General features: G+C 75.7%; 20 protein-coding genes. 9 read left to right on the top strand and 11 right to left on the bottom strand.

Going from position 1 to position 18121, the window contains the following annotated elements:
• Nucleotides 1-95 precede the first annotated feature (95 nt).
• Nucleotides 96-833, top strand: coding sequence for a class I SAM-dependent DNA methyltransferase (locus tag IE321_RS00485; protein WP_190221277.1), 738 nt, complete (start codon nt 96-98; stop codon nt 831-833).
• A 33-nt stretch (nt 834-866) separates the two neighbouring features.
• Here IE321_RS00485 and IE321_RS00480 read toward each other — a convergent pair whose 3' ends face one another.
• The 4 genes from IE321_RS00480 to IE321_RS00465 form a co-directional block, all read right to left on the bottom strand.
• Entirely contained in the window at nt 867-1505 is a 639-nt protein-coding gene (locus tag IE321_RS00480; RefSeq protein WP_043222287.1) for an SMI1/KNR4 family protein, read from the bottom strand.
• A gap of 96 nt (nt 1506-1601) precedes the next feature.
• Nucleotides 1602-1979 (bottom strand): VOC family protein, encoded by a 378-nt coding sequence (locus IE321_RS00475; RefSeq protein WP_043222285.1) that lies wholly within the window; start codon nt 1977-1979, stop codon nt 1602-1604.
• Nucleotides 1976-3295: a CU044_5270 family protein gene (locus IE321_RS00470; RefSeq protein ID WP_190221276.1), complete on the bottom strand. Its 1320-nt coding sequence runs from the start codon at nt 3293-3295 to the stop codon at nt 1976-1978. The genes IE321_RS00475 and IE321_RS00470 overlap by 4 nt, the downstream gene beginning before the upstream one ends.
• A gap of 111 nt (nt 3296-3406) precedes the next feature.
• Nucleotides 3407-3772: a winged helix-turn-helix transcriptional regulator gene (locus IE321_RS00465; protein WP_043222280.1), complete on the bottom strand. Its 366-nt coding sequence runs from the start codon at nt 3770-3772 to the stop codon at nt 3407-3409.
• 88 nt (nt 3773-3860) lie between these two features.
• On the opposite strand from IE321_RS00465, the gene IE321_RS00460 reads away from it, so the two are divergent.
• Entirely contained in the window at nt 3861-4514 is a 654-nt protein-coding gene (locus tag IE321_RS00460) for an NADPH-dependent F420 reductase (protein WP_190221275.1), read from the top strand.
• 488 nt (nt 4515-5002) lie between these two features.
• Here the strand turns inward: IE321_RS00460 and IE321_RS00455 are convergent, their stop codons facing one another.
• A complete protein-coding gene (locus IE321_RS00455; RefSeq protein ID WP_190221274.1) occupies nt 5003-5494 on the bottom strand; it encodes a MarR family winged helix-turn-helix transcriptional regulator in 492 nt (163 codons plus the stop codon).
• A gap of 195 nt (nt 5495-5689) precedes the next feature.
• Between IE321_RS00455 and IE321_RS00450 the strand changes: the two genes are divergently transcribed.
• Nucleotides 5690-6430: a dienelactone hydrolase family protein gene (locus tag IE321_RS00450; RefSeq protein ID WP_226652524.1), complete on the top strand. Its 741-nt coding sequence runs from the start codon at nt 5690-5692 to the stop codon at nt 6428-6430.
• A 30-nt stretch (nt 6431-6460) separates the two neighbouring features.
• The gene (locus tag IE321_RS00445; RefSeq protein WP_190221273.1) at nt 6461-6859 is read left to right on the top strand and encodes a hypothetical protein; all 399 of its coding nucleotides are present in this window, start codon (nt 6461-6463) and stop codon (nt 6857-6859) included.
• 46 nt (nt 6860-6905) lie between these two features.
• Here IE321_RS00445 and IE321_RS00440 read toward each other — a convergent pair whose 3' ends face one another.
• Nucleotides 6906-7505 (bottom strand): TetR/AcrR family transcriptional regulator, encoded by a 600-nt coding sequence (locus IE321_RS00440; RefSeq protein ID WP_190221272.1) that lies wholly within the window; start codon nt 7503-7505, stop codon nt 6906-6908.
• A gap of 98 nt (nt 7506-7603) precedes the next feature.
• On the opposite strand from IE321_RS00440, the gene IE321_RS00435 reads away from it, so the two are divergent.
• A complete protein-coding gene (locus IE321_RS00435) occupies nt 7604-8452 on the top strand; it encodes an SDR family oxidoreductase (RefSeq protein ID WP_190221271.1) in 849 nt (282 codons plus the stop codon).
• A gap of 75 nt (nt 8453-8527) precedes the next feature.
• A complete protein-coding gene (locus IE321_RS00430) occupies nt 8528-9205 on the top strand; it encodes a hypothetical protein (RefSeq protein WP_190221270.1) in 678 nt (225 codons plus the stop codon).
• Here the strand turns inward: IE321_RS00430 and IE321_RS00425 are convergent.
• A complete protein-coding gene (locus IE321_RS00425) occupies nt 9126-10577 on the bottom strand; it encodes an MFS transporter (RefSeq protein WP_190221416.1) in 1452 nt (483 codons plus the stop codon). The genes IE321_RS00430 and IE321_RS00425 overlap by 80 nt on opposite strands.
• A 260-nt stretch (nt 10578-10837) precedes the next feature.
• On the opposite strand from IE321_RS00425, the gene IE321_RS00420 reads away from it, so the two are divergent.
• The 3 genes from IE321_RS00420 to IE321_RS00410 all read left to right on the top strand — a co-directional run bounded on the left by IE321_RS00420 (nt 10838) and on the right by IE321_RS00410 (nt 13073).
• On the top strand, nt 10838-11683 hold the full coding sequence (locus IE321_RS00420; RefSeq protein ID WP_043222264.1) for a helix-turn-helix transcriptional regulator: 846 nt from the start codon (nt 10838-10840) through the stop codon (nt 11681-11683).
• Nucleotides 11684-11821: 138 nt separating this feature from the next.
• Nucleotides 11822-12277 (top strand): cytidine/deoxycytidylate deaminase family protein, encoded by a 456-nt coding sequence (locus IE321_RS00415; RefSeq protein WP_190221269.1) that lies wholly within the window; start codon nt 11822-11824, stop codon nt 12275-12277.
• Between the two features lie 124 nt (nt 12278-12401).
• Nucleotides 12402-13073: a GNAT family N-acetyltransferase gene (locus IE321_RS00410; protein WP_190221268.1), complete on the top strand. Its 672-nt coding sequence runs from the start codon at nt 12402-12404 to the stop codon at nt 13071-13073.
• Here the strand turns inward: IE321_RS00410 and IE321_RS00405 are convergent.
• The 4 genes from IE321_RS00405 to lanL all read right to left on the bottom strand — a co-directional run bounded on the left by IE321_RS00405 (nt 13057) and on the right by lanL (nt 17978).
• Nucleotides 13057-13953, bottom strand: a complete 897-nt coding sequence (locus IE321_RS00405; protein WP_190221267.1) for an ABC transporter permease — start codon at nt 13951-13953, stop codon at nt 13057-13059. The two genes, IE321_RS00410 and IE321_RS00405, sit on opposite strands and share 17 nt — an antisense overlap.
• A complete protein-coding gene (locus IE321_RS00400; protein WP_190221266.1) occupies nt 13950-14987 on the bottom strand; it encodes an ABC transporter ATP-binding protein in 1038 nt (345 codons plus the stop codon). Before IE321_RS00400 ends, IE321_RS00405 begins: the two co-directional genes overlap by 4 nt.
• A gap of 80 nt (nt 14988-15067) precedes the next feature.
• The gene (locus IE321_RS00395) at nt 15068-15223 is read right to left on the bottom strand and encodes a VenA family class IV lanthipeptide (RefSeq protein WP_190221265.1); all 156 of its coding nucleotides are present in this window, start codon (nt 15221-15223) and stop codon (nt 15068-15070) included.
• An 82-nt stretch (nt 15224-15305) separates the two neighbouring features.
• A complete protein-coding gene (gene lanL, locus IE321_RS00390) occupies nt 15306-17978 on the bottom strand; it encodes a class IV lanthionine synthetase LanL (RefSeq protein ID WP_190221264.1) in 2673 nt (890 codons plus the stop codon).
• Nucleotides 17979-18121 lie beyond the last annotated feature (143 nt).

Below are 18121 nucleotides of genomic sequence, written 5' to 3'. Positions count from 1 at the left end.
GCCTGGGGAGGGCGGGGCCGAGCAGGTGCCACGGCGTCGCCGGAAGGCGTAAATGCGTCGACGGCCGCCGTCGGCACGGGGCAGAGTGGCCGATCGTGACGAGCAGCGAACTGTGGACCCGTGAGACCGCCGACCGCTACGACACCGAAGAGGCCGAGACGTCCTCGGCCGCCTTCCTCGGACCGACCCTGGACTTCCTCGCCGCACTCGCCGGAGACGGCCGGGCACTGGAGTTCGCCATCGGGACCGGACGCGTGGGAGTGCCGCTCCGGGAGCGCGGCGTGCCCGTCGTGGGCATCGAACTGTCCGAGCACATGGCGGCGGTGCTGCGGCGCAAGACCGACGCGGACACCCTTCCGGTGGTGATCGGGGACATGGCCACCACCGTCGTCCCCGGGGAGTTCAGCCTGGTCTATCTCGTCTACAACACGATCACGAACCTGCTCACGCAGGACGAGCAGGTCGCGTGCTTCCGCAACGCCGCACGCCATCTGGCGCCCGGCGGCCGGTTCGTCATCGAACTGGGCGTGCCGCCGCTGCGGTTCCTGCCGCCCGGCCGGCTCGCGGTGCCGTTCGACGTCTCCGAGCGGCACTTCGGCTTCGACACCTTCGACCTGGTCGAGCAGGTCCTCGTCTCGCACCACCTCACCCGCGAGGACGACGGCCGCTACCGCCGCGAGAACTCCCGGCACCGGTACGCCTGGCCGGCGGAGCTCGACCTGATGGCACGGATCGCCGGGCTCGAACCCGAGCGCCGCGTCGCCGACTGGGACGGGACCCCGTTCACCCAGGACTCCGTGAAGCACGTCTCCGTGTGGCGCAAGCCGCTCTGACCCCGGACACCGGGCGGCCGAGCGGGACCGGGGTCACTCCGCCAGGGGGCGCCACGCGCCCTCCCGCGCGGGGTCGAGCCGGCTGCCCCACACCAGCGCGTCACCCACCAGGCCGGGCGTGTCCCGTGTCGCCAGGGACGGGGCCTCCAGCATGTCGGCGACCTCCTCCAGGTACGTGCCCAGGGTGTCCAGCTCCTCCGGCTGCCCCTCGTGGTGGCGGGACCAGCGGCCCAGGTACCCGGACTCGGTGTCCAGGTACCAGCCTGAGGTGTGGTCCGCCGCGCCGTGCGAGACGACCGGCAGCCACGACGTCCGCCACGCGACGAACCCGTCCGGGTCCGGGCGGAGCGCGTCCAGGGCCTCCTGCCGCTCCTGGAACCCGCTCCGCAGGCGGTGGACGGCGGCGACGGCGTCCAGGGACATCAGCGCCTCGTTGCCCGGCAGACAGCCCGCGCCCGCCACGCCGCCGTCGCCGGCCGTCAGCAGCCACAGGGCGCGCAGCTCCACGGGGACCCGGACGCCGAGCTCCGCCTCCAGGGCGTCGATCCGCTCCGGATCCGCGCCGTCGAGGAGCGCGGCGTGGGAGCCCGGCGCGTGCAGCCCCAGCCAGTCGAGGACACGCCGCCAGGCGTCCTCCACGACCCGTGCGGCGACGGCGCTCTCGACGTCCATGTGTTCGTATCTCCTCGCTGTAAGGGGAGTCGGGGGCGAAGGGGCGCCTCGGCGGTCGGGGTGGTGCGCCCCGGCCCCTGGCCGCTCGCCCCGGGTTCAGTCCCGCACCAGGCAGAACGGGTGCCCCGCCGGGTCCGCGAGCACGCGCCAACCGCGCTTCCCGTCACCGGCGTCGAGCAGCGTCGCGCCCTGGGCGAGGGCTTCCGCCTGGGCCCGGTCCAGGTCCTCGACACCCAGATCGAGGTGGAACTGCTGGGGACGGCCGGGGTCCGGCCAGCGCGGCGGCCGGTGGTCCGCCACCCGCTGGAAGGCGAGGACGAGACCACCCTCGGTGTGGAGCGTGGACCAGTCGTCGTCCAGCGACCACCGGGGGTCGGGCCGGTCCACCACCCCGCCGAGGAGGGCCCGGTAGAACCGCGACAGCTCCCCGGCGTCCGGACAGTCCAGCACCACGCACTGCAGTTTCGCGATCATGACGGGCAGCGTAGATCAGCGGCTCCCGCCTGCCTACCGGCCCGCCACGGGCCGCGGGAGCCGACCGGCCTCGTCGACGATCCCGTGCCCGACGACCGCCACGGACGTGACGACGGTCCCGCTCCCGCCCCAGGGGCCCGCCTCGGTGAGGACCGTGCGCTCGCCGAGGTAGCGGGCCGTCGCGGCGTCGAAGATCCACTCGGAGCGCTCGCCGTCGTGGACGCGGGCCACGGCCATCCCGCCGCGCCCCGCCGCGTCGACGGCGGAGGGGAGGACGACCACGCCGGGGATGCGGGCCGCCGCCCGGAAGAGCGCGGCCGTCGTCGCCGGGGGGTGAACGCGCCGCGGAGCAGGTCGCCGACGGCGACGAACGCCTGCTGGGCCGGCCCCGCCGTGGACCCGCTTCCCGGTCCGTGGTGCCGCAACGCGTCCGCGAGGAGCATCGTCAGCAGGGCGTCGGGATCGCTCGGCAGCGCCGCCGCGAAGGCGTACGTCGGGGAGGCGAAGCTCCCCGCGCCCGGACCGCCCGGATCCGCGGGATCTCGCTCGCCGACCCCTTCCTCGACCGGTTCTCCGGCCCCGTCCTCGCGGCGGAACGTCGGGCGGGAACCGTCCACGGGGGTCCACGACTCCCCGTCCTCGCGCTGAAGGGTGCGGTCCATGCCGCCGTCGGCGTTCTCGGAGAGGACCGTCGTGTGGCCCACGACCCGGACGTAGACGTACTGGTCCGCCCGGGCCGGCTCCGGGGGTTCCGCGGCGGCCGCCAGCGCGGCGCGTTCGAGGAACGAGACCGCCGCCGCCGTGGCCGGCGGCGGGCCCGGCACGGTCTGGCGCGTGAGCACCACACTGCCCGCCACCCGCGCGCAGACCGCCGCGGCGGCGCCCAGCACGACGGCGTACCGCCGCCGCGGCACGGGCCGGCGGGCCCGCTCCCGCCCGAGCAGGTGCCGCCGCCGTTCCAGCCGCCGCTCCTCCCCGAGGCGGGGAACCGGGAAGTCCGGTACCTCCCGCCGTACTTCGTCGAGCTCCTCGTCCCGGTGGCGCCGGGCGGCGCGGGCGGTGTTGCGCGCCACGTTCGTGGCGACCCCCAGCAGCCAGGCCCGTACGTCGCCGACCTCGTCGCCCAGCTTCTTCCGCTGCTTCCACGCCTCCAGGAAGGTGAGCGACATGATGTCCTCGGCGAGCGCCCAGTCGCCCGTGAGCCGCACGGCGTAGGCGTGGACTCCGCGCGCGTGCCCGTCGAAGAGCTCGGCGAAGAGCTCGGCGAAGGCGTCGCGGTCACCCGCCCGGATCCGTTGGTTCGGTTCCCCCTCCACGCAGACAAGTGTCCGCAGCCGCGAAAAGGTTCCCTCGGCCCGCTGTCCGCGCCCCTCGGGCCGTGCGGCCGTGTTCCGCCGCCCGCCTCGCCGCGCGGTCGGTGGAGTCCGTCACTCCTCCGGCCCGGAGGGCCGGGCGGCCTCCTGGGCGGCCATGACCTCGTCGCCGTGCTCGAAGGCCCAGGCGCCGAAGGCGTCGATGGGTGCCAGCAACGTCCTTCCCAGAGACGTGAGTTCGTAGGTCACGCGGGGCGGCGCGCCGGGCTCCGGGTGCCGGTCGACCAGGCCGTTGAACTGGAGCCGCCGCAGGGTCTCGGTGAGGACCTTGGAGCTGATCCCCCCGATCCGCTCCCGCAGTTCGACCGGGCGCAGGGGGCCGTCGCGCAGGGCCCACAGCACCACGGCGTTCCAGGTGTTGGACAGGAGGTCGAAGGCGAGGCGGGCGCGGCAGTCGGCGAGGAACGGGTCGGTGGTCACGTACCACATGGTGCCCGACGGGCCTTCTAGCGTCGGAACGAGAGCCGGTCGGGAAGGCCCGCCGGACGACGAGAGGACGGAACACGCCATGAAGATCGGTGTACTGGGAACGGGCAACATGGCCGACGCGCTCGCCACCCACTGGGCGCGCGCCGGGCACCGGGTGACCATCGGCGGCCGGGACGCGGAGAAGGCCCGGCGGCTCGCGGAGCGGATCGGCGGCGGCGCCGGGTCCGGCTCGCCGGAGGCGGCGGCCGCGTCCGGCGAGGTGGTGCTGGCCGCGCTGCCGTTCGGCGCGGGAGCGGAGGTGGTGCGGGAGCTGCGTCCGGCCCTCGCCGGGAGGACGCTGATCGACTGCTCGAACCCGGTCGGGCCCGGCTTCCGGCTCCTGACCGGGGGCGGGCCCTCCGCGGCGCGGCTCCTGGCGGACGCGGCCCCGGAGGCCCACGTGGTGAAGGCGTTCAACCTCTGCCACGAGGACGTGTGGCGCATGCGTCCGCCCGTCTTCGACGGCCGCCCCCTCGCCGTCCCCGTCTGCGGTGACGACGAGACGGCCCTGGCGCGCGTCCACACCCTCGTACGGGACGCCGGCTGCGAGCCCGTGGTGGGCGGCGGCCTCGACCGGGCGGGGCTGCTCGAAGCGACGGCCGCGCTCTTCATCGGCCTGTGGGTGGCCGAGGGCGCGGACGCCCAGGCGATCGCCCCGCCGCTGGCGTACGCGACGGGCCCGGGCACGGAGTGACCGGCGCCGGGTCGGTCACGAGGGGGCGCGGGCCAGGAGAAGGGGGCTGGAAGAAGCCCGTCTCGTCCGGGGCCCGCCAGGCCGGGGCGGTGGATCCGGCGTCCGTGGCGAGTTGTCGGCGCGGACGACGACGTCGAACCGGCCGTCGGCGAAGGGGAGGGGCCGCGTGTCGGCGGCGGCCGTACGCGCCTCCAGGCCCGGGCCTCGCGCGCGGCGCGGGCGGGCGCCCGCGGGTTGAGGTCGGTGGCGGTGACCAGGTGTCCGTGCGGGGCCGGCCCGAGCGCCTGGGTGCCGATGCCGCACGCGCGGTCGAGGACCGCCGCGTCCTCCCGGCCGACGGGCGCGTGCGGCGCGCTCCCCTGGCTGCGGACGCTCGCGTCCCGGTCCGCGTGGATCAGGTGGTGGTCGTCGGCCGGTCCGTCGTAGAAGTCGGCCGCTGAGGTCGGGAGCACGGGGCGAGGACAGCCGTCACCACCCCGACGCCGGGGCTACGGGGAGGGCGGGGCCTCGGGGTGGCGCGGCTGGAGGAGGCGGGTGAGGAGGCCGACCAGCTGGTCGCGTTCGGCCGGATCGAGGGGGGCGAGCAGTTCGTCGTGGACCTCGTCCAGGATCCGGTCGAGGCGGCGGAGCCGCCGGCGGCCCTCGGAGGACAGGGTGACGAGGTTGCGCCGCTGGTCGGCGGGGTCCGGTGACCGGTCGACGAGCCGGCGCGCGGCCAGTTCCTTGAGCACACCGACCATGTCGCTGCGGTAGATGCCGGTGCGCCCGCTCAACGCGGCCTGGCTCGCGGGGCCCTGGTCCGCCAGGGAGGCCAACACGGCGTAGTGCCACTTGCGCGCGTCGACTTCGGCCAGCCCCTCGTTGACCAGACGGTCCGAGCGGGTGGCGAGCTGCGACAGGAGGCGGCTCGCGCGCTGCGCCAGGCGGTCGGGGGGCGTGTCGGAGGCGCCGGGGAGGGCGGCCGCTTCGGGTCGGGTCATGGCGTGATCCTATCCCTTGTGTTAGTGGGACTAACGCTATAGCTTCGCCGGGTCGGCGTTAGTGACACTAACGCCGACCCGGCGGTGGGGAGTGCGTGCGCGACGCACGCGGCCGCCCCCACGCCCCGCCCCGCGACCGCGAACCGGAAGGAAGGCCCCGCCATCTCCACCACGTCCGCCCTCTCGTCCACGACCCTGCCGATCCCCACCCCCGACGGGGTGGCCGACGCCTTCGTCGCCCGCCCCGACGACGGTCGGCGGCACCCCGGGGTCCTGCTCTACGGCGACGCGTTCGGCGTCCGTCCCGAGCTGGAGGAGCGGGCCCGTGAACTGGCCGGCCACGGGTACCACGTCGTCGTGCCCCACCTCTACTACCGCCAGGGACCGGCACCCGTGATCGACCTGCCGGCGCACATCGGGGCGGAGATCCGGCCCGCCGTCGTCGAGCGGCTGCTGCCCTTCCTGGAGGAGGCGCTCGTCACCGAGCGGATCGTGCGCGATGCCGGTGCCCACCTGGAGTTCCTGACCGGCCGGCCCGAGACCGCTCCCGGGCCGGTGGGCGTCGTCGGCTACTGCATCGGAGGCGCGCTGGCGCTGCGCGCCGGGACGGCGTACCCCGACGTGGTCGCCGCCGTCGCGGGCTTCCACCCCGGCTTCCTCGTCACCGACGCGCCCGACAGCCCGCACCTGGGCATCCCCGCACTCGCCGCCGAGGTCCATCTCGGGCTCTCCGGGAACGACATGGCGCCCGAGGCGATCGCCACGCTCGAAGACGCCTTCTCCGCGGCCGGTGTGCGCTCCACCGTCGAGATCTACCCCGGCACCGTCCACGGCTTCACCATGGCCGACACGGACGCCCTGCATCCCGCCGGCCGCCGGCTCCACTGGGACCGCCTCCTCGCCCTCCTCGCCCGCAACCTGCCCTCCGCCGCCTGACGCCGGACCCGGGTCGGGCAGGATGGGGTGATGATCAGCGAGCAGCCCGTCCCCCGCGAGGTGAAGGCCGTCGACACCGCCTCCCTGCTCGCGCTCGAGGAGCGGGCGTACGAGCTCCGCCTGAACTCGCGCCTCGACCCGGCGCTGCTGCGCGCCCACGCGGCGCCCGGGGGAACCCACTACCTGTGGCCCGCCCTCTGGAACAGCCTGTCCCACCGGCCCGACATCCCGCGGCAGTTGCGGTGCGAGCTGCTGATCGCCCTGCGCACGGGAGAACACGTGGTGGGCTGGCTGGACGTGCTGCCCGACGACTTCGCCCCCTTGTCGCGGGTGACGTCGCGCGCCGAGGGCAGGGAGGTCGCGCGGCTCCTCGGTCACGTCCCCTCCGTGAGGGAATGGCTCCTGAGGGAGGACCCCGGGCGCGCGTGACCGAAGGGCGCGCCCGTGGCGGGTCGCCGGTCGGGGTGACGCCTCGTCAGTCGGTGGGTGCGACCGGGAGGGAGTCGAGCCAGGCGAGGATGCGGGCGCCTTCGCGGGTCATGACGGACGGGTCGCGGAGGGCGTTGGCCATCAGGGACATGCCCTGGTAGCCGGCGACGAGGGTGAGTGCCAGGTCCTCGGGGTGGGGCAGCGCCAGGGCGCGGAACTGGTGGGCGGCCCAGTCCAGGAGGCGGCGGATGACCGTACCGGCCTCGACGTCCAGGGTGCCGTCGGCGCGCTTGTCCAGTTCGACGGCGAGCGTGCCGGTGGGGCAGCCGAAGCGCGCGGCGGTGTCGCGCTGCTCGATCCAGCCCCCCACCAGGGCCCTGAGGCGGTCGCGCGGGTCGGCGAGTTCGTCCAGGCGGGCGGTCAGCTCGTCCAGGCGCGCGGTGTGCTCGGAGAGGGCGGCCTGGACCAGCTCGTCCTTGGTCTTGAAGTAGTAGTAGACGTTCCCGACCGGAACGTCCGCCTCGCGCGCGATGTCCGCGAGCGTGGTCCGTTCGACCCCCTGCTCGTGCAGGACGCGGGCGGCCGCCGCCGTCAGGCGTCGGCGCTTCTGGGTCGCCTGCTCGCGCCGGCTCACTGAGTTGGTCACCCGACTGACTATAGACAGGCCCGGGTGGCCGCATGCTACGGTCGATTCAGTTAGTCAGTCGGCTAACTAAAAGAACGGCGACGCTTCGGGGGTTCAAGATGATCACGGTGACCGGTGCGACCGGCAACATCGGCCGGACGCTGGTGGAACTGCTGGCCGGGGCGGGCGAGAAGGTCAGGGCCGTGTCGCGGCGGGCCGACCCGGGCGCGGGCGCGACGGACGGCGTCGAGTGGGTCCGGGCCGACATCGGTACCGCGGAGGGGCTCCGGTCCGCGGCCGACGGGGCGCGCGCCCTCTTCCTCCTGCTCGCCGGTGAACTCAACAGCCGGGGCGAGGACCCGGCCGTCCTCGTCGGCGCCGCGCGCGACGCCGGGGTCGAACGGATCGTCCTCGTCTCCTCACAGGCCGGCGCGACCCGGCCCGACGCCGTCTCGCACGCCCGCCTGCGGGAGTTCGAGGGCGCCGTCCGCTCCTCCGGGCTCGACTTCACGGTGCTGCGCCCCGGCGGCTTCGCCTCGAACGCCTTCGCCTGGGCCGAGACCGTCCGCACCCGGCGTACCGTCCTCGCGCCCTTCGGGGACGTGGCCCTGCCGGTCGTCGACCCGGCGGACATCGCGGCCGTCGCCGCGGCGGCGCTGCGCGAGGACGGCCACGCGGGCCGCACGTACGAGCTCACCGGACCCGAGGCGGTCAGCCCGCGCCGGCAGACCGAGATCCTCGCGGAGGCGCTCGGCGAGGACGTCGCCTTCGTGGAGCTGTCCCGCGCCGAGGCCCACGCCCACCTGGCGCGGTTCATGCCGGAGGAGGTCGTCCACGGCACCCTGGACATCCTCGGACGCCCGCTCCCCGAGGAGCGGAGGGTCAGCCCCGACGTGGCGACCGTCCTCGGCCGCCCCGCGGCCCCCTTCGAAGCGTGGGCGGCCCGCCACCTGCCGGCCTTCCGCTGACCGCCCGCCGCCGCGGAACCGGAGCGGCGGGACGGCCGTCCTGTGCGGCAGGGAACGAAGGGGGAGGGGATGCGGATGACGCGGAGAACGGCGGTCGCCGCGGTCATGGGATGCGTCGTGCTGGCGGCGGCGTCCTGCGCGGGCCCGGAGCGTCCGGCGGCGACGGCGACGGCGACGGCGGCGGGAAAGGGCGCGGCGAGCACGTCCGCGAGCCCCGCGCCGCCGACCGTCGACGACGCCGTCGCCGCCGCGCGGGAGCGGATGACGGCCGCCGCCACGGGCCGCGACGCGCCCGGCCCCGAAGGGCTGTTGGTGGCGGCGGAGTCGACCGGCGGGGCGCTCTTCGTCTGGGAGTCCTCGGACGGACGGTTCTGTCACGGCACCGCGACGGGCGTCGGCGTGACGAGCGTGGCGTGCTTCACGCGTCCGCACACGCCTCCGGTGGGGAAGGAACCGCGGCTCGTCCCGCTGGTGCGCATGATGGCCACCGGCTGGAACGTCGTCTTCGGCGCCGAGCACGAGACGGTGGAGTCCGTCACCTGCGACGGGGTCCCGGTCCGGGTGAAGGACGTCGGCGTCATGGCCGACGGACGGCGCTCCGTCCACGCCGTCGAGTTCCCCGACCTGACCCTGGGCACCGTGAGCGTGCGCGTGCGGCGGGGTTCCGGGGTCGTCACCGAGACCCTCGCGCTGGAGACGTTCGCGAAGAAGGACGCCGCGAGGTTCGCCTCGTGCGGGGAGCCGACGTCCTAGTACCGGAGGGCAGGGTGCGGAGGGTGAGCAGGCCCAGTGCGAGGTGCAGTGCGGCGGCCACCGCCGCGACCGCGTGCAGACCCGTCACGAAGGCCGACCTGGCCTCGCCCGCCGCCGCCGCCGACAGGGCGGGCAGGCCGAGGGTCTCGTCCAGGGTGGGGGCGAGGCCCGGACCCTGGAGGCGGAAGAGCAGGGCCGCGAGCGCACCGAGGAGCGCGATGCCCAGGGCGTTGCCGAGTTCGTTGCTCGTCTCGGCGATCGCCCCGGCCGCGCCCGCCCGTTCCGGCGGCACCGCCCCGACGGCCGTGTCGGCGACGACGGCGAAGGAGATGCCGTAGCCGACTCCGGAGACCGCCGTGGCGGCGACGTACCAGCCGACACCGCCGCCGACCGTGGTCGGCAGGAGCAGGAGGAGCCCGCCGGCGATCGAGAAGTGGCAGCCGAGCAGGGCGGCGCGCTTGCCGACGCGGTCGACGACGGCCGGGGTGACGACACAGGTGACGGTCAGGACCACGGCGCCCGGGAGCGCGAGGAACGCCGCCTCCAGGACCGGCAGGCCGAGGACCGACTGGAGGTGGACGCCGGTGAGATAGGCGGTCGCCGACCAGGCGGCCAGGGGCAGCAGGCCGGTCGCCACCGCCAGGGCGAAGGTCCGGTCGCGGAACAGGGAGAAGTCCACGAGCGGGTGCTCCAGCCGCCGTTGGCGGAGTCCGAACCAGGTCAGCACGGCCGCGCCCGCGAGCCCGGCCAGGAGCGCCGGCACGGTCGCCCCGCCGGCGGCGGCGTGCTTGAGGGCGTAGATCGTGAGCAGGAGCCCGACGGCCGAGGCCACCACACTGGGCGGATCGACACGGCCCGGGCGGACCGCCGGACGCGTCTCGGTGAGGAGGACGGGCGCCAGGGCCAGGAACAGGACCACCACGGGGAGGTTGACCAGGAACACCGCGCCCCACCAGAAGCGCTCCAGGAGCACGCCGCCGAGGACGGGGCCGAGGGCGAAGCCCGCCGCGAAAGCCGCCGCGAACACGCCGATCGCCCGCGCCCGCCGCCTCGGGTCGGGGAACAGTTCGCCGAGCACCGCGAGCGCCGACGGGAGGAGCGTGGCCCCCGCGACGCCCATCGCGGCCCGGGCGGCGATCAGCAGCTCCGCCGAGGGGGCGAACGCCGCGGCCGCCGAAGCGGCGCCGAAGAGGGCCGCGCCCGCCCGGAGGAGCCGGAGGCGGCCGTACCGGTCACCGAGGTTCCCGGCCGCGACGAGCAGCGAGCCCACGGCGAAGCCGTACACGTCCAGGATCCACAGCGCCTGGTCGGCGGTGGGCGCGAGCGCCTGCCCGACGCGGGGCATCGCCAGGAAGAGCACGGAGCCGTCCATCGAGACGAGCAGGACCGGACCGAGGACGACCAGGAGGCCGAGCCGGGCCCGGACACCGGCCGGGGAGCCTCCGGGGCCCCTGCCGGGGGAGCCGGCGGGGGAGCCCGACGAGGGGGACGAGGGGGACGAGGGGGACGTCGACGTGGGTCGCTTCATGCCCACCACGTTCGGGCGGGCCGCCCGCCCCCCACCAGATACCCGCTGTGGGTACACCCGGCGGGTGCACCCTCGTCGGGCCGCCGCCGACTAGCCTGCCAGGGGTGGAGAGCCTCGGAGCGTTTCTGAAGAACCGGCGTGACCGGGTCACCCCCGAGCGGATCGGGCTGCGGACCTACGGGACCGCGCGGCGGGTGCCCGGGCTGCGCCGCGAGGAGCTCGCCCAGCTCGCCGGGGTGAGCGCCGGGTACTACACGCGGCTGGAGCAGGGCCTGGCCGACGGCGTCTCCGAGCAGGTCCTCGGCGCCCTCGCCCGCGTGCTGGAGCTGGACCCGGTGGAGACCGCGCACCTCCACAACCTCGCGCGCCGGCCGCCCCGCACCGTGCCCGTCGAACCCCCGGAGGAGGAGCCCCATCCCCGGGTCCTCGCCCTCCTCGACGCGCTGGCCGAGGCGACCCCGGCGATCGTCCTCGGCCGCCGCGGGGACGTCCTCGCCTGGAACCGCACCGGTCACGCCCTCTTCGCCGAGCACCTCGACTTCGCCGCCCCGGAGAGCGCCGGGACCCGTCCCTCGATCCCCCGGATGTTCTTCCTGGACCCCCTCACCCGCGAGCTCCACCGCAACTGGGACGAACTCGCCCGCGTCCACGTCGCCTACCTGCGGCTCACCGCCGGCCGGTTCCCCGGCGACGCCCGCCTCGCGGGCCTGATCGGCGAACTGACCATGCACGACGACCGGTTCGCCGCCCTGTGGGCGGGCGGTGAGGTCGCCGACTGCACGACCGGCGACATGCGTCTGCGGCACCCGGTCGTCGGTTCCGTCGGCGTCGCCTACCAGGTGTGGCTCCAGCCCGACAGCCCCGATCACCGGCTGGAGGTCTACACCCCCCTGGACGGCCCGTCCGGCGACGCGCTGGCGGCGCTCGCCCGCCGGAAACCGGTTCGCTGAAGGACGTCGGCGGTCACGCGGCCGGCCCGCCACCGGCGCGGGGCCCCTCGCGCCGGTGCCCGCCCCCGTCCGGAACGCGGTTGCGCGGTCCCGCCGTTCGCGCCAAGGTCGGCGGAGACCCCACGAAGGCGGAGAACGATGGCGACGCACACCCCCCACCCCGACGCGCTCGATCCACTCGACGAGGAGCTGGTCCAAGCCGCGACGCACGTCGCCCGCACCCGGTGTCGGGGGGACGAGCACACGATGGCCGCCGCGGGCCGCGCCCGGGACGGCCGGGTCGTCACCGCCGTGAACGCCTACCACTTCACCGGAGGACCCTGCGCCGAACTGGTCCTGATCGGCACGGCGGCCGCGCAGGGCGCCTACGAACTGGACACGATCGTCGCCGTCGGCGACCGCGAGCGGGGCGTCGTCCCCCCGTGCGGCCGGTGCCGCCAGGTGCTCCTGGACTACTTCCCCGGCGCGAAGGTCATCGTCGTCGACGGCGGCCGCGTCCGCGCGGTCCCGGTCGCCGAACTGCTGCCGGTCGGCTACGTCTGGGCCGACCACCAGCTCGCGGCCGGGGAGGCGGACGAGGAGCCCCGCTCCTGAGCCGGGCCGGCGCCCCGCGCGTCTCGTTCCGTGGAATTCCCGCCGGACGCCGTCGGACCTGAGCGAGCCTTCGACTCCGGGCGCACCGCCCGGACTTGAGGAACGGCGCGCGGGAGTGTGGCTGATGGGATTCGCGTACGAAGCACCGGTACTGGACGGGACGAGGGTGCGGCTGGAGCCGCTGGAGCACCGGCACGCCCCGGACCTCGCCGCCGCGGCCGAGGAGGACCGCGGCGCGTACCGGTTCACCTGGGTGCCGGGGGCGCACGAGGTCGAGGCGTACGTCGACGCGCAGCTCGGCCGTCGGGCCGACGGGAAGGTGGCCCCCTACGCGCAGGTGGACCGGGCGACCGGGCGGGCCGTCGGCGCCACGGCGTTCCTCGACCCCCGGCCGTGGCCGCCCGGGGACCGCGAGGGGCTGTACGCCGTCGAGGTCGGATTCACCTGGCTCGCCGCCTCGGCGCAGGGCACGGGGGTGAACACGGAGGCGAAGTACCTGCTGTTCCGGCACGCGTTCGAGAAGTGGGGGGTGGCGCGGGTCGACCTGAAGACCGACGCGCGCAACGCCCGGTCCCGGGCGGCCATCGAGCGGGTCGGCGCACGGTTCGAGGGAGTGCTGCGCAACTGGTCGCGGTCGTGGGCCCCGGGCGAGTCGGGCAGGCTGCGCGACTCCGCGATGTTCTCGGTCACCGGGGCGGAGTGGCCCGGCTGCCGGGCCGCGCTGGAGGAACGGATCCGCCGCTCCTCCGGCCCGGCGGACCCGCACCCGGCCGGCGCGCTCACTCCGGGCGGCTGAAACGGCGGGTCGCCCACAGCAGGGCCAGCACCCCGGCGGTCAGCAGCAGACCCGCTTCGAGGAACAGGGGAGGCTGCCGGCCCGCCCACTCGACGCCGCCGGCCGCCGCCTGCCCGGGCGCCCGCAGGGCGATGGAACGGCGCAGCACGTCCACGCCGTACGCGAGGGGGTTCACGGCCGCCAGGGGCTGGGCCCAGCCGGGCAGGGACGCCAGGGGGAAGAAGCCGCCGGAGAGGAAGAGCAGCGGCATCATCACCAGTCCGAGCAGCGTGTGGAACGTCTCCGGCCTGCTCAGGCCCACGGCCAGTGCCAGGGAGAGCGCGGTGATGGTGAAGGAGGCCAGGACCATGCCGCCGAGGAGCAGGGCGAACAGCACCGGGTCGTACGGGATGCCGACCGCTCCGGCCAGCCCGAGGAGCACCGCGCCCTGCACCGTGGCCACCAGGGTCCCGCCCGCGCAGCCGCCCAGCAGCAGGGTCGCGCGGCCCACCGGGGCCATCAGCAGCTCGCGGAGGTAGCCGCTCTGCCGGTCGGTGATCAGCCGGATGCCGACCATGATGGCCGGCGTCTGCACGGTCATCATCAGCATGCCGGGGAAGAGGTACGTCCGGTAGCCGACGCCCAGCGAGGCGGTGGGGATGAGCGTCGCCAGGCCGCCGCCCAGGATGAAGAGGTACAGCACCGGGTGGAGCAGCATCAGCGCGGTGGGGGTGCGCTGGCAGGCGAGGCGGAGCAGGTCGCGGTGGACCAGCGCGTGCAGGGCGCGCAGTTCGCGCCGGAGGCGGGGCGGGCGCTCCGCGCCGGCGCGGGCGCCGGCGGCGAGGCGGGCGGGGGCCCCGGTGCCGTTGCCGTCGGGCTCGGGCCGGGTGAGCGTGGTCATCGGCCGCCTCCGTCCGGGGCCATGCTGCGTCCGGTGTGGTGGAAGAAGACGTCGTCGAGGGTGGGCGGGGTCGCGGACGCGGCGTGCACGGCGATGCCGTGGGCCCCGAGGGCCGCGCACAGACGGGGGATCCACGCGCTGCCGTCCGGCACCCGGAGCCACAGCCCGTCCGCGTCCACGGTGAGCGACCGGTCCGGCGGCGTGAGCGTGCCGACGACCCGTCGCGCGGCCTCGTCGTCGCTGGTGCGCAGCACCACCCGGTCGTCCCCGATCGCGGCCTTGACCTCGTGCGGGGTGCCCTGCGCCACCAGCCGGCCCCCGTCGATGATGGCCAGCCGGTCGCAGTGCTCCGCCTCGTCCAGGTAGTGGGTGGTGACGAACAGCGTGCTGCCGTGCCGGTCCCGCAGGTCCCGCAGGTGTTCCCGGACGCGGGCGCGGGCGTGCGGATCGAGCCCGGTGGTCGGCTCGTCCAGGAACAGCACGCCCGGGGAGTGCAGGAGCTGGCGGGCCAGCTCCAGGCGCCGCCGCATGCCGCCCGACAGGGTGCGGACGGGCGAGCGCCGGCGGTCGGTCAGGTCGGCGAGGTCCAGGACCTCGGCCGTGCGGCGGCGGGCCTCGGCGCGGCCGAGCCCGTACAGGCGGGCGTGGACGCGGAGGTTCTGCTCGGCCGTCAGGTCCGGGTCGAGGGCGCTGTGCTGGAAGAGGAGGCCGACCCGGCGGCGTACCCGGTCGGGTTCGGTCAGGACGTCGGCGCCCGCCACGGTCGCGTGACCGGACGTGGGCCGGGTGAGGGCGCAGAGCATCGCGATGGTGGTGGACTTCCCGGCGCCGTTGGGGCCGAGGAAGGCGAACGTCTCGCCCTGGCGCACGTCCAGGTCGAGGCCGCGCACCGCGTGCGTGGTGGTGCCGTCCGGGCCCCGGTAGCTCTTGACCAGGCCCCGCGTGCTGATCGCGGGTGCGGGCGCGGGCGGGGTGTCGCCCGGGTGCGGTGCGGCGGTGCGGGGGGATGCGTGGTCACCGGTGTGCAGCGGCATGCGTCTGGTCCTCGTCGCTGGGGCCTCCCCCGGCCGCCGGCTGCCCCGGGGCAGCCGGCGGCCGGAGGAGGCGGTGGGGGCTACGCGCAGCTCACACCGATACAGACGGTGTTGAGGAGCGTGAGCAGGCCGACGCACTCGCAGGTGCCGGCGAAGGGCGCTCCGTCGATGCCGACCGGGTCGGTCTCCGGAAGGGCGTGCAGGCGGGCGAGCAGGTCGAGGTCCTGGTTCTCCATGGTGTTCTCCTTCTCGGTGGTGTTGTCCGTGCCGTTGTCCTTCGCGCCGTTCCTCGTACCGTGGCGGCGGGCCGTCCGCCGCTCACACCGGCCGCTGGTCCATCCAGTGCCGGGGTTCTTGGTGGCGCACCCGCAGGAGGAACGCCAGGATTCCGGCGGATCCGTCGCTCCAGCCCGTCGTGACGTCCCCGTACTCGTTGGGAAAGACGACGTGACCTCCGCGGTGGGACCGTTCGGAGACGATGAGGCGGGCCAGGTCCTCGGCCCGGGCGCGGGGCGCCGGGTCGCCCGTGGCCTCGGCCAGGTCGAGCAGGAAGTCGCCGTTGCCCGCGAGGCCGTGGCACTGGGTGAGCGCGGCGCGCGAGGCCCGCTCGACGACCGCCCGGCCCGCGCGCCGGGCGAGCTCGCCGAACCGGTCGTCGCCGGTCGCCCGCCACAGCCGCACCAGGAACGAGCCGATGCCGGCCGAGCCGTGGCACCAGTACGGGGCCGTGGGCACGTCACCGGCCTGCGCCGGCCACTGGGCGGCCCCGCCCACGTCCACGGCGTGGGCGACCAGGAGTTCGCCCGCCGCCACGGCCAGCTCCCGGTCCGCCGGACGGCCGGTGACGGACGCGGCGGCCAGCAGGAAGCAGCCGATGCCGGAGGTGCCGTGGGCGAAGCCGAGGTAGCGCTTGCCCGCCTCCGACGCGACGGCCTCCGCCGGCACCGGCCAGCTCGCCCCGGCCGGCTCGCGGCGCGCGGCGGCGGCCAGCCGGTCCGCCGCGTCGGTGACCAGCGCCGCGAGGCGGGGATCGCCGGTGCGCCGCCACAGGTGGACGGCGGCCAGGCCGGCGCCCGCGGTGCCGTGGGTGATGTCGTGGCTGGGCGTCGGCTCCAGCGGCGCCAGCGCGAGGGCCACGGCGTGGTCCATGAGCGTCCGGTCGCCGACGGCGCGCCCGGCGTCGTACAGCGCCCAGGCGGTGCCCCGGGTCCCGAAGTGCAGGCCGGGCCGGCCGGCGCGGGTGTCGGCGCGGGCGGCGATCCAGCGGCCCGCGGTGGCGAGCAGGCCGGGCAGGCGGGGATCGCCGGTGAGCTCGAAGTACCGCGTCAGCACCGAGAGGACGCCGGCCGCGCCCTGCTGCACGGTGCACGGGTCGGTCTCGCCGGCCGTCGTGGAGACCGGCCACAGCCGCCGCTCGTCCCCGGGCGTCATCGTGTCGACGAGGTGCCGGACGATCCCGGCGACGGCGGTCTCGGTCGCCTCCCGCGCGCCGCGTCCCGCCGGGGCGGCACCGGAGGCCGGGGGGCGGTCCGCGTCCGTCCCCCCGAGGGCCCTGCGGGCCCTGGCCGGGTCCCAGCGCCGGGCCGGATCGTCCCGCATGAGCCCGAGCACCGACTCCCGCGCCCCGTCCGGGAGCCGTACGGAGACCGCGCAGGCGTCCAGCCAGTCGGCGAGCCGCTCCTCCGCGGGCCGGTCGGCCGGCTCCTCGGCCAGCAGGTTCGGCACCTTGCCCGTCAGCACGAAGCACACGGTGGCGCCGAGGCTGTAGTAGTCGGCGGTCGGGGAGACCGGCGCGTCCGCCAGCCGCTCGGGGGCGCTGAACCCGGGCGTGCCGACCCGGGTCGGGAGCGCGGCGTCGTCGTCCAGGACGGCGAGCTCCAGGTCGATGAGGCGCAGCTCCCCGTCCGGACGGACCATCACGTTCCCCGGCGTGAAGTCCCGCAGCACACAGCCGCGGGCGTGGGCCGCCGCGACCAGGTCCACGAGCCGCCCGGCCTGCTCCGCCGCCTCGGCGGCGTACCGCTCGCCGCCGGCGTCGCGGAACCGTTCGGCGACCCAGGTCCGCAGCGGCACGCCCGGCACCTCCTCCTGCGCGAGGAACAGGTGCCCGCCGTGCTCGAAGAGCGCGAGCGGCTCCGGCGCGAGGCCCGTGCCGCGCAGCTTCTCCAGGGTCCGCGCCTCGGCGCGCAGCCAGTCGCGGACGTCGCCGCCGGAGGCGTCCGCCTCCACGTGCGGGCGGGTCTCCTTGATGACGACCGGGGCGCCCGTGCGGACGTCGCTGCCCCGGTAGACGCCGCCCTTGTTGGTGTGCCGGATCGCCTCCCGCACCGAGAACCGGCCGCCGACCACCACCGGGCGGGGCGTGGCGGGAGCCGGCGCCGCGGGCGGGGCGGGGAAGGGGCTGACGGCCCACGCCGGCGGGGTGTACCGCCCGGTCCGCCGGTCCTCCACCGGATTGCCTTCGGGGTCCTCGAAGTACCAGACCAGCAGTCCGTCCTCGGACAGTCGCCGCAGGCCGACGAAGGCGCCGTACCGGTAGTGGACCAGGCTGTCCGCCGCGTACTGCTGGTCGGAGAGGATCCGCGGGCCGGTGAGCCCCGCCGTCGCCCGGTGCAGCTCCCCGGCGATCCGGGCCGCGTCGGCGTCCGAGCGCGGGTACACCGTCAGGAACTTGCCGGAGCTTCCGCGGGGCGTCGCACGGGAGTTGAGCGCGCCCACCCGCTCCAGCGACCGGGCGAACTTGAACCCGGACGCGTCCCGCAGCAGGACGTCCAGGGCCTTGGCGAGGACCGCGGGCGCGGAGGCGGCGGTCGCCGACAGGTGCAGTTTCCATCCCTGCCGGCGCCGCTCCCCGGACGTGGGTGCCACCCGGCACCACATGTCGTCCGACTCGGTCGTCCACCGCTCGCCCGTGTCCGTGGCGCCCAGTGCTCGGTGGAGGAGGTCTTCCAGTACGGCTTCCGGTACGGCTTCCGTGGCGTGAAGCGTCATGCCCATCCCTCTCAACGGCGAGTACCGCTGGCGGGAACGTGCCCGGCGCACGTGTCGGCCCCACATACCGGGGGCCGGATTCACCGGTTCGCGCGAGCGCGCGCCGCGGTTGTCCCACCCTGAGGTGCGACCGGCGCGGAACG

The organism is Streptomyces hydrogenans (assembly GCF_014656075.1).
Taxonomy (GTDB): domain Bacteria; phylum Actinomycetota; class Actinomycetes; order Streptomycetales; family Streptomycetaceae; genus Streptomyces; species Streptomyces hydrogenans.
This window is presented reverse-complemented; position numbering and strand designations above follow the sequence as displayed.